Source organism: Pseudomonas sp. RL (genome assembly GCF_000647775.1).
In the GTDB taxonomy this organism is placed as follows: domain Bacteria; phylum Pseudomonadota; class Gammaproteobacteria; order Pseudomonadales; family Pseudomonadaceae; genus Serpens; species Serpens flexibilis.
On the sequence record NZ_JBOY01000171.1, the window covers coordinates 1 to 9,425 of the forward strand.

The following is a 9,425-nucleotide window of genomic DNA, read 5'->3' on the forward strand; positions in this document are numbered from 1 at the left end:
TGGCGGGGGTGGTTTCGGGGGCGGCGGCGCCTCGGGTGGCTGGTAGACGGGAGACGAGATGAGCCTGCTCAACGAACAGGAACAACAGCGGGTGGCCGAGGCCATCGCCCGGGTGGAGCGCGACACCGACGCTGAGCTGGTCACGGTGCTGGCCGCGCAGGCCGACGACTACCGCTACATCGCCCTGCTCTGGGCCGGTCTGCTTGTCCTGCTGCTGCCTGGGCTGCTCAACCTGTTCGGTGAATGGTGGAACGCCCGGCAACTGTTGCTGGTGCAATGGCTGGGTTTTCTGGCTCTGGCCCTGCTGTTTCGCCTGCCCGCGCTGCGGGTGCGCCTGACGCCCCGCGCGGTACGCCACTGGCGCGCCGCCAATCTGGCCCGCAGGCAGTTCCTCGAACAGAAGCTGCATCACACCCACGGCGACGTCGGCATGCTGATCTTCGTCAGCGAGGCCGAGCACTACGTGGAGATCCTCGTCGACCGGGGCATTGCCAGCCGGATCGAGGATGCCACCTGGCAGGCCCAGGTGGACCGCTTCACCGCACAGGTGCGCCAGGGTCAGGTGCTGCAGGGTTTCCTCGATTGCATCGAAGGCTGTGGCGCGGTGCTGCGCGAGCGGCTGCCGGCCAGCCACCCGCACAATCAGCTGTCGGACCGTCTCGTCATCCTGCCCTGACCCGGCGCCACAGGCGCCAGGTCAGCCAGCCGGCCAGCCACAACAACAACGCGCACAGCAGCGTGGCCGTCCATTGCAGCCCACCGGCGTGGCGGAACAGCTCGCTCGGCGCCAGGCTGGCCACCCGCAGCATGCGCTGCTCGGCAGCGGCGCCCTGATCGGTAAGCAGCGCCAGCCCTTGGGCATCCCGTGCCGGCAGCGCCGCCACATGGTCGAGAAACGCCTGCCACTCCTTGTATTCCTGAATGCCCGGCGCGTCCGGGTCGCGATCCAGCATGGCATCGCGAATCTGCGCCAGCGGCCGACCCTCGGCATCCTTGGGCACCACCTCGAACAGGCCGTAGGTCAGCTCGGGAATCAGCCAGGTGAAGCTGCCCACGTAGCTGGTGGCGCCAAGGCTGATCAGACCGGGCGCGTCCGGGTCCAGCTCGCGATAGCCGCGCTCGGCATCACCCAGCCAGATGCGGCTGACCCGGTCGAACGGCATGCGCCAGGGGTTGTAGGTGAACTTCACGCCGGAGACGCGCGGGTAGTAGCTGTCGCTGTCACGCATCTGATAGGCGAGCAGCAGCACTTCGAGGATCTGGCGGATCTCGCGGGGGGTGAAGTACACGCGCATCAGCGGATAGCCGGGCTGGTCGTCGAACTCGCCGATGCCCAGCGGCGCGACGCGGAACAGGTCCGCCACGCTCTGCACGCCCTCGCGGCCGCGGTAAAGCTCGTCGCGCAGGGTGCCGTTACCGGTGAAGGCGATATCGCTGCCGGCCCCGCGGCGCAGGGCATCGGTAACCAGATTGCCCAGCACCGGGTCGTCGTAGGCGCGCGTCAGGGTGCGCTCGACCCGCGCCAGCGGCTGATCGAAGGCGTAGCCATGGGCGGCCAGCACCCGCTCGCTGACCGCCTGCTGCAGCGCGGCGACCCGCTGGCCGATGGCGGGATCGCCGGGAGTGCGGTCGTCGATGGCGTGTAGGCGATACTCCGCGACTCGGGCGCGCCCCTGCGCATCCAGCGTCATGTGCAGCTCGCCCAGGTACTGGATCTCCGAGCCGACCTGCACGAGGGTGGTGTCGTTGACCCGCAGCGGCTCTCGCAACAGGCTGTGGGAGTGTGCACCGATTACCAGGTCGATGCCCGGCACCTGCTCGACCAGTTCGACGTCTTCGCCGCGCCAGCTGCCGTCTGGCTGCGCGCTGACGCCCATGTGCGAGAGCAGGATGACCACGTCGACCCGCTCCTGTTCACGCAGCAGGCGCACCATGTCGCGGGCGGCGGCCAGCGGGTCGGCGAAGGTCACTGGCGCCATCAGCGGGCTGACCTCCACCGCATCGCGGCCCATCAGGCCGAACAGGCCGAAACGCAGGCCGCCCTTCTCCACGATCCGGTACGGCTGGATACGACCGGCGCGCTGCAGCGCTTCCAGCGCATCGTCGTCGGCGCTCTGGGCAGAGAAACGGATATTGCTGGCCAGGATCGGCACATTCGGTGCGTCGCCGGCCCGCTCGGCGGCCGCGATCATCTGCGCCAGGCCGGCGGGGCGGAAATCGAACTCGTGGTTGCCCAGCGTGGTGGCGTCGTAGCCCAACGCGCCGAGCAGGCGCAGTTCGCCGCCCTCCTCGCGGGCCACCGTGTGAAACAGCGTGCCCATGCTGAAATCGCCGGCATCCAGGGTCAGCAGCGGCACCTCGGCGAGCGCCGCACGGCGCTCGTGCAACAGCGTGGCCAGACGCGCCACCCCGCCCACGGTCTGGTCGTCATTCAGGGAATCCGGACTGTATTCGCTGTTGGGGCCATAACCCAGCAACCGGGATTGCCAGTCGTTGGTGTGCAGGACCACGAAGCGGCGTTCCGCCGCGCCGCTTGCCAGGCTGGCCATGAGGCAGGCCAATGCCAGCAGACTACCGATGATGCGCATGTTCACTCCTGTGGGCGCCGCCGACGGCCGGCGCGGCGGAATCATCCCATCTTTGCCCGGTCCACTGCACGAACAGCCGAGGAGTCCTGGCCATGAACGACAAGAAGCATCCGCCCAGCGGGCCCTCCGAAATCGACACGATGGAAGATCGCATGGGCTCGATCGAGCAGCTGGATTTCGACGACCCGGGGCCGAGCGGGCGCTTCGGCGAGCCCGCCCCCCGTGAGGTTCTGGACCAGTTGACCCCGGAACGCGAGCGCGAGGCCGGCATGACCGGCGGAGAATCCCTGGGGCCGGACGTGCATGAGGACGGCATCACCCAGGATGACCTCAGCCCGGAAACCCTGTTCGACGAGAGTGGCGCGCGCTCGCCCCGCGAGCGCGGCCAGGGCCTGCCTGCCGACCAGGACCTGAGCATCGTCGACGAGAGTGAGATCGGCGAGGGCGGCGGGCTGGACGAGGCCGAGATGGCGCGGGTCATGCCGCTGGATGGCCGGCCGGACGAGGAGGAAGACGAAGAGGACGAAGAGGACGAGCGCTAGTCGAGCAGCGTGCAGGCCATGACCAGCGCATCCTCGGAACCGCCGCCGGCGGCCGGATAATAGTTGCGACGCCGGCCGATCTCGTTGAAGCCGTAGCGCTCGTACAGTCGATAGGCGCTTTGGTTGGAGGCGCGTACTTCGAGGAAGCACTCCTGGCCGCCGCGCTCCCGCGAGCGGGTCATCAGATGATTCAACAGGGCCAGCCCGAGCCCCCGGCCCTGGCAATCCGGGGCGACAGTGATGTTCAGCAGGTGGGCCTCGTCGAGGATCAGGTCGATGACACCGTGGCCGACCTGACGGCCACTTTCGAGCATCACCCAGCATTCATACGATTTCAGGGCGTCGCGGAAGATGCCCGGCGACCAGGGATGGCTGAAAGCCGAGCGTTCGATCTCAAGCACGGCGTCGAGGTCCGCTTCGGTCATGGGACGGAAATGCAGGTTGTCGGTCATGGCGGGTCGGGCTTACTTCAGTGGGATTGCCAGCGGCGCATCACCCGGCGCATTGAGCGCCAGAGCTCGGCTTTGAGTGCAGGTTGTTCCAGCAGTTGATCGAGACCCGGCAGCGTCCAGGCAGGCCCCAGCGTTTCGTGGTGCAGCTCGCGCAGGACCGCGCCGGGCTCCAGATCGCCAGCGAAGCGCAGCGCCGAGGCGCCGATCAGCCAGAGGCAGGCGCACGGCGCCTGTTCCTCCAGACGCGCGGCAACGAAACTCTGCACAAACTCGCGGGCCATTTCCGGCCCCTGGTCCAGGCTGCCGGCCTGCAGGAGCGGCCAGCGCACCGGTTCACCCACCAGTTGCGGGCTGTCCGGCAGGCCGGCGGCGCGTAGCAGATCGCGCAGCAGCAGATAGGCGGGATCACGCCCCTGAAACGTCTCGCCGGTGGGCAGTTCCACCAGCAGCAGGCATTGTCCGGCACGCAGCAGTTGCTGGCTGAAGCGCGGCAGTTCGCTGCTGCGGGTCACCGGCTTCGGCGCGGGCGCTGGTTCGTCCACCACGGCACTGGCCGGGCGGACCTGCGGGCGCAGCTGCGGCCGCGGCAACTCGGCCCGGGGCATCGTTGCAGCCGGCGCTGACACAGCGGTTTCCTGCACTGCAGCCGGCAAACGCTCCGGCACCGCGACAGGCAACGGCAGCCACAGCTCGGCGTTGGACGGCGCAGCAAACGGCAGGGTGCGGCAGGCGGCCCAGCTGTCAATCTGCATGGCGCGCAAATAGGCGCGGCGGCGCGCTTCGTCGATCAAATCCCGGATACCTGCGGATGGGCCTTGCGCGCGCCGGCCTGCATCAGGTTCAGCGCGTTCAGGTAGGCCTTGGCGGAGGCGACGATGATATCCGTATCGGCGCCGTTGCCGTTGACGATGCGGCCATCCTTTTCCAGGCGCACCGTGACCTCGCCCTGGGAGTCGGTGCCCTGGGTGATGGCATTGACCGAATACAGCTGCAAGGTCGCCTGGGAGTGCACCAGACTTTCGATGGCCTTGAAGGTGGCGTCCACCGGACCGGAACCCTGGGCCTGGGCTTCCCGTTCCACGCCATTCAGGTTGAGAACCAGGCGCGCCACCGGCACCTCGCCCATCCGGCTGGTCACCGCCAGGTCGCTCAGCTTGAACGGCTCGGGCATCTCCGCCGCCAGCGTGTCGGTTACCAGCGCCTGCAGGTCTTCGTCGAAGATCTCGTGCTTGCGGTCGGCCAGTTCCTTGAAGCGCGCGAAGGCGGCGTTCAGCTCCGTATCGCTGGCGAAACCGATGCCCAGCGCCTCGAGGCGCGAACGGAAGGCGGCGCGTCCGGAATGCTTGCCCAGTACCATGCGATTGGTATTCCAGCCCACCGACTCGGCGGACATGATCTCGTAGGTCTCGCGGTGCTTGAGCACGCCGTCCTGGTGAATGCCTGACTCATGGGCGAAGGCGTTGGCGCCGACGATGGCCTTGTTCGGCTGGACGGGGAATCCGGTGATGCCGGAAACCAGTCGGGACGCGGCCAGGATGTGCTCGGTCTCGATGCGCGTGCTCAGCCCGAACAGATCCTGGCGGGTGCGCAGGGCCATCACCACTTCTTCCAGCGCGGCGTTGCCGGCCCGCTCCCCGAGGCCGTTGATGGTGCATTCCACCTGGCGTGCGCCGGCGGCTACCGCGGCCAGCGAGTTGGCCACCGCCAGGCCCAGGTCGTTGTGGCAATGCACGGAGAAGATCGCCTTGTCGGCATTGGGGATGCGCGCCAGCAACTGACCGATCAGCTCGCCGTACTGGTGCGGAATGGCATAGCCCACGGTATCGGGAATGTTGATGGTGCGGGCGCCGGCATCAATGGCCGCCTCGATGATCCGGCACAGGAAGTCGAGCTCGGAGCGGCCGGCGTCCTCGCAGGAGAATTCGACGTCGGCGCACAGGTTACGCGCCTTGCGGACCGCACGTACGGCCTGCTCCACCACCTGATCGGGCGCCATACGCAACTTGTGCTGCATATGGATGGGGCTGGTGGCGATGAAGGTATGGATGCGTGCCGAATTGGCGCCGGCCAGTGCCTCGGCAGCGCGCTCGATATCGGCGTCCAGGGCCCGGGCCAGGCTGCAGACAGTACTGTCCTTGATGGTATCGGCGATGGCCTTCACCGCCGCAAAGTCGCCGGGGCTGGCGATGGCAAAGCCGGCTTCGATGACGTCGACCTTCAGGCGCTCCAACGCCTTGGCGATTCGCAGCTTTTCCTCACCGGTCATGGAAGCACCGGGGCTCTGCTCACCATCGCGCAGAGTGGTATCGAAAATGATGACGCGCTCGCTGCTGCTCATATCGGCACCCTCGGAACCCAAGTCTCGACCCGGCGCCGGTAGTCCCCGCACGCCACATGCGGCGAATTGTGGCCGGAAACCTGTCGAGGGGAAAGCACCAGTTCCCGAGTGGGGCCGTCAACGCCTTCAGTTCGAGGGGAAGATGTAAAGGTCGCCGCGCAGTTGCACCTGTCCGTCAGTGTGGAAGGTCAGTAGATCGGTCTGCTGCAGTCCTGGCTGGCTGACGCTGACCTGGTTGGCACCGGAGAGGGTGAACTGGACATCACTGAAATGACTCTCGCGTAACCCCAGCTTGAGTGCGTCCTGATTGAACAGGGCCCCCTCGCCATTGAAGCCGCTATCAATGGTCACGACATCCAAGGTGACGCCATCGAAACTGAAGGTGCCCTTGATGTTGTCGATGGCGATAACCCCGGCACTTTGACCTGGCCGGATCGCGACACGCGCCCCGCAGCCGCCGGGACAGCGCGTCAGTTGCGGGTTCGGGTTGAAGCGGATGGACGCACTGATACTGATGCCGTCCTGGCCATTGACCGCTGCCATCTCAGCCTCTTCCAGAGGCTGCAGATCGGCCAGCGCCAAGGGGGAAAGAATACTCAGCAGACAGGCGAAAGAACGAAGCATGTTTCCTCCTCAGCGCGGCAGATTGACCGTTCGCATGTCCAGGTAGTCGATGCGCAAGCCGCGAATGGCCTGGGAACCCAGGTTGACGTTACTCAACGAAAGGTTGCCGATGCTGATGTTGCTCTTCGGCACCTGAGCATAGAACTGCTGGTGGTTGGCCCATGTCACCCCCGGCAGGCGGAAACGCAGTTCGCCATCACCCAGCACACTGAAGTTAAGGGGCTGCAGGCGCCCATGGCCAAGGTTGAGGTCGAGATAGAGGTTCTTGGCGACCAGACGATTGGCATCGCTGCAATCGCGGCAGGCACCGGCGATCAGCTTGTCGGCGTACAGCTGCATGCTGATCTCACCCACCAGTCCATCCGCATTTCCCCATATGTTCAGATACGAGCCATGCAGGGTGAAACCCTCGATGTTCAGGGAGAAGAAGTCGCTCCGCGTGGTCGTAGCACCCTGGGTCGCGCCGCTGGAACTGCCGCTCCAGGCGGTAGAGGGCAGACTGAACACCGAGCCAAAGCCGATATCCAGGCCCGGAACCCGTGTCTTGCCGTCCTTCAGTGAGGAAGCGACCAGCAGCAGGGACGCCCTGTCCCCTTCCAGCTTGGTGATGCGGCCTGCACTACAGGTGGGCTGTTCAGCGCTCGGTGTTCCGCAGAGGCTGCTGAACTCGTTGTAGTCCTGTGCCCGCTCAGTCAACGTCAGGCCATAGCGTTCTTTCTGCCAGGCCTCGCTCAGTGCGAGGTAAGCAGCCATGAGCTCGTCACTCTTGCCCATGAACGTATCGACCGATGCGTTGTAAGCCCTTACATCGGGGGGGATACAAGCGTTCCCGCACCAGTACTTCTCACCCAGCGCGGGCTTGGGATAGATACCGGTATCCTGGGCCGCCCCGTGCAGGTTCGTCATCGTGCTACGGGCGGTGTTGTACTGGTCGTTGATCGTATCCACGGTCTGCTGCCGGGTCTGGACGAGCACCATGTCGGCATTGATTTCCTGCTGCAGGGTCAGGAAGCCCACTCCCGCATAGCGCTGAAGCAGGGATGACTGCCGAGCCGTCAGGGCGGCCATGTCGGCATTCAGGTTGGTCACGGCCAGATCGGGATTGTTGCAACCCGCCTCGCCAAACAGGCACCCCTGGTAATAAGACCACAGGCCGTACTGATGAGTGTTGTTGAGGGGGTCCGTCCAGGTAGGCGTCTTCAGTTGCAGCGCCTCAACACCAACGGGCAAGGAGGGTACCTGCGCAGCCTCCACGATCCCTAACCGGAAGGGATGCAGCGGGCTGCCGATGGCCGCCAGGGTGTCCAGGGAACCCCGTTGGCTGCCCTGCCCTTTTATATAGGAGTCCTCCAGATGGATAACCACGGGATTGCCATTGGAATCCTTGAAGCCCTCGATCCGCGCCGTCGCCTCCCCCTTGTCGTATAGGAAGCCATCGAGAAAGAAGCCGATCCCGGAACCACTGACCGAATCCAGTTCTCGATCGTCCAGCGGTTGCATTGCACCTGCGTGGGTACTGGCCAGGAGCAGCAGCAAGGCACCATCCCGAGCCCAACGATTCATGATCAGCACCCCGCCGCCTGCGCACCCATGCAAGTTGGTTCACGGGCTGTGCCCCGCAAGGCGTCGAAGAGATTAAGCATGAACGGGTAAATGGTATCTGCGCCGCCGCCTGTCTTCGCGAAATTGGCAAAGGCGCCTCGTTGGGTATCCACGAATTTGCCGGCATTGGCCAGATCCTGCCAGGGCACGTTCTGGTTCTGGATCGAGAAGAAAATCCCCTCGGCGCCGCCTTGGGCAATGTTCGTCTTGGTGGGGTCACCGACAAAAATGGACTTGTAGTTTGTGAGCGGGAAACAGGTGATCAACCCGAGGGCCTCACAATTGCTCGCTTTGGTCAGCGTGGGGATCAACGCCGCAATCAGGCCGGTCTCATCGGTCTGCAACGAGCTACCCGCAGGCACGCCAATGTGTGTGGCGCGGTTGATAGGCACCCCGTCGAGCGTGGTATAGCCGGTGCCCTGCTGCAGAAGCTCCACGGTCGTGTAGACCTCCGTGTCACCTGCCAGCGAAAGCGCGATGCAGTTGATATCCACCAGGCAGCCGAGATTGCTGATCCCGTTCTGCTCCATGTAGAAATCCTTGCCAAGGGAGGCTGGACCATAGATCTTGCCCTGCATCTTGCCGGTCAGCGACAGGATGTCCCCGGAGAGATGACCCATGGAACGACCGAAACCCAAGCGCACACCAGCGACCTCTCGAATCCCCTGGTCGTTAACCTTGAAGGCGAATTCCAGATAGGGATCCTGGATCTTGAACGGCTCGATGGCAGCCGCAGAAGAATCGTTGTTACGAACCCGCCCGAGAGCGAAGTTGTTGATCAGAATGTCAGCGGACTGGTTCGACGCCAGCCCCGGGATGCCAGAGCGGTCGAAGTCACCCAGGCGCAGCTCATCCATGTTGAGGAGGACGTCAATCTCCGCTCCGAAGTTGATGCGGGTGTACTGGTAGCCAGCATAGGTCAGGGCATCCAGACTGATCAGAGCCTGACCGGAAACAGCAGACAGCTCGGCATCGTTCAGAGGTTTCAGTGCTGCTGCGCTGGTTCCGGCGACCAGTGCACCACAGACAAGGCTTAGCAAACGCCCGGCTCGAGGGGTATGCATTCGGGTCTTCCTTGAAAAGTAGAGGCTTCCGAATGCTCCACTATAGGGATTCGCGCCGCTGAGGCAGCCAACCCATAGTCGTGCCGAAAACTCCCCTCCAGGCCGAAGCCCCCCACGAGCGTTACCCTTTTCCACACACCAACTTCGCAACCAGGCCGTGGAAAAGACAAAACCCCAACCCGCGGTTGCGGATTGGGGTTTTGGTTTTAGGTGCT

At 64.8% G+C, this 9,425-nt stretch carries 9 protein-coding genes; 2 read left to right on the top strand and 7 right to left on the bottom strand.

Annotation, left to right across the window (positions count from 1 at the left end; translation table 11 throughout):
* Positions 1–58: 58 nt before the first annotated feature.
* Complete coding sequence (locus tag AS93_RS0117760; protein ID WP_027591842.1) at positions 59–676, top strand: TPM domain-containing protein; 618 nt, start codon at positions 59–61, stop codon at positions 674–676.
* Here the strand turns inward: AS93_RS0117760 and AS93_RS0117765 are convergent.
* On the bottom strand, positions 663–2,588 hold the full coding sequence (locus tag AS93_RS0117765; protein WP_027591843.1) for a bifunctional UDP-sugar hydrolase/5'-nucleotidase: 1,926 nt from the start codon (positions 2,586–2,588) through the stop codon (positions 663–665). The genes AS93_RS0117760 and AS93_RS0117765 overlap by 14 nt on opposite strands.
* A 92-nt stretch (positions 2,589–2,680) precedes the next feature.
* Between AS93_RS0117765 and AS93_RS0117770 the strand changes: the two genes are divergently transcribed.
* Positions 2,681–3,130 (top strand): hypothetical protein, encoded by a 450-nt coding sequence (locus tag AS93_RS0117770; protein WP_027591844.1) that lies wholly within the window; start codon positions 2,681–2,683, stop codon positions 3,128–3,130.
* Here the strand turns inward: AS93_RS0117770 and rimI are convergent.
* The 6 genes from rimI to AS93_RS0117800 form a co-directional block, all read right to left on the bottom strand.
* The gene (rimI, locus tag AS93_RS0117775) at positions 3,127–3,582 is read right to left on the bottom strand and encodes a ribosomal protein S18-alanine N-acetyltransferase (RefSeq protein ID WP_027591845.1); all 456 of its coding nucleotides are present in this window, start codon (positions 3,580–3,582) and stop codon (positions 3,127–3,129) included. The genes AS93_RS0117770 and rimI overlap by 4 nt on opposite strands.
* A gap of 17 nt (positions 3,583–3,599) precedes the next feature.
* Complete coding sequence (locus AS93_RS0117780) at positions 3,600–4,373, bottom strand: hypothetical protein (protein WP_027591846.1); 774 nt, start codon at positions 4,371–4,373, stop codon at positions 3,600–3,602.
* Positions 4,370–5,920: a 2-isopropylmalate synthase gene (locus AS93_RS0117785; RefSeq protein ID WP_027591847.1), complete on the bottom strand. Its 1,551-nt coding sequence runs from the start codon at positions 5,918–5,920 to the stop codon at positions 4,370–4,372. Before AS93_RS0117785 ends, AS93_RS0117780 begins: the two co-directional genes overlap by 4 nt.
* A 126-nt stretch (positions 5,921–6,046) precedes the next feature.
* Positions 6,047–6,544 carry a DUF6160 family protein gene (locus AS93_RS0117790; protein ID WP_027591848.1) on the bottom strand — a complete coding sequence of 166 codons (498 nt, stop codon included), beginning with the start codon at positions 6,542–6,544 and terminating at the stop codon, positions 6,047–6,049.
* Between the two features lie 9 nt (positions 6,545–6,553).
* Positions 6,554–8,080, bottom strand: a complete 1,527-nt coding sequence (locus tag AS93_RS0117795; RefSeq protein WP_155956186.1) for a hypothetical protein — start codon at positions 8,078–8,080, stop codon at positions 6,554–6,556.
* 29 nt (positions 8,081–8,109) lie between these two features.
* Positions 8,110–9,210, bottom strand: a complete 1,101-nt coding sequence (locus tag AS93_RS0117800) for a hypothetical protein (protein WP_037009989.1) — start codon at positions 9,208–9,210, stop codon at positions 8,110–8,112.
* Between the last annotated feature and the right edge of the window lie 215 nt (positions 9,211–9,425).

Bases quoted from the DNA above. Each gene is read 5' to 3' on its own strand.
- AS93_RS0117800 (WP_037009989.1), bottom strand. From the start codon at position 9,210: ATGCATACCCCTCGAGCCGGGCGTTTGCTAAGCCTTGTCTGTGGTGCA.
- AS93_RS0117790 (WP_027591848.1), bottom strand. From the start codon at position 6,544: ATGCTTCGTTCTTTCGCCTGTCTGCTGAGTATTCTTTCCCCCTTGGCG.
- AS93_RS0117760 (WP_027591842.1), top strand. From the start codon at position 59: ATGAGCCTGCTCAACGAACAGGAACAACAGCGGGTGGCCGAGGCCATC.
- rimI (WP_027591845.1), bottom strand. From the start codon at position 3,582: ATGACCGACAACCTGCATTTCCGTCCCATGACCGAAGCGGACCTCGAC.
- AS93_RS0117765 (WP_027591843.1), bottom strand. From the start codon at position 2,588: ATGCGCATCATCGGTAGTCTGCTGGCATTGGCCTGCCTCATGGCCAGC.
- AS93_RS0117785 (WP_027591847.1), bottom strand. From the start codon at position 5,920: ATGAGCAGCAGCGAGCGCGTCATCATTTTCGATACCACTCTGCGCGAT.
- AS93_RS0117770 (WP_027591844.1), top strand. From the start codon at position 2,681: ATGAACGACAAGAAGCATCCGCCCAGCGGGCCCTCCGAAATCGACACG.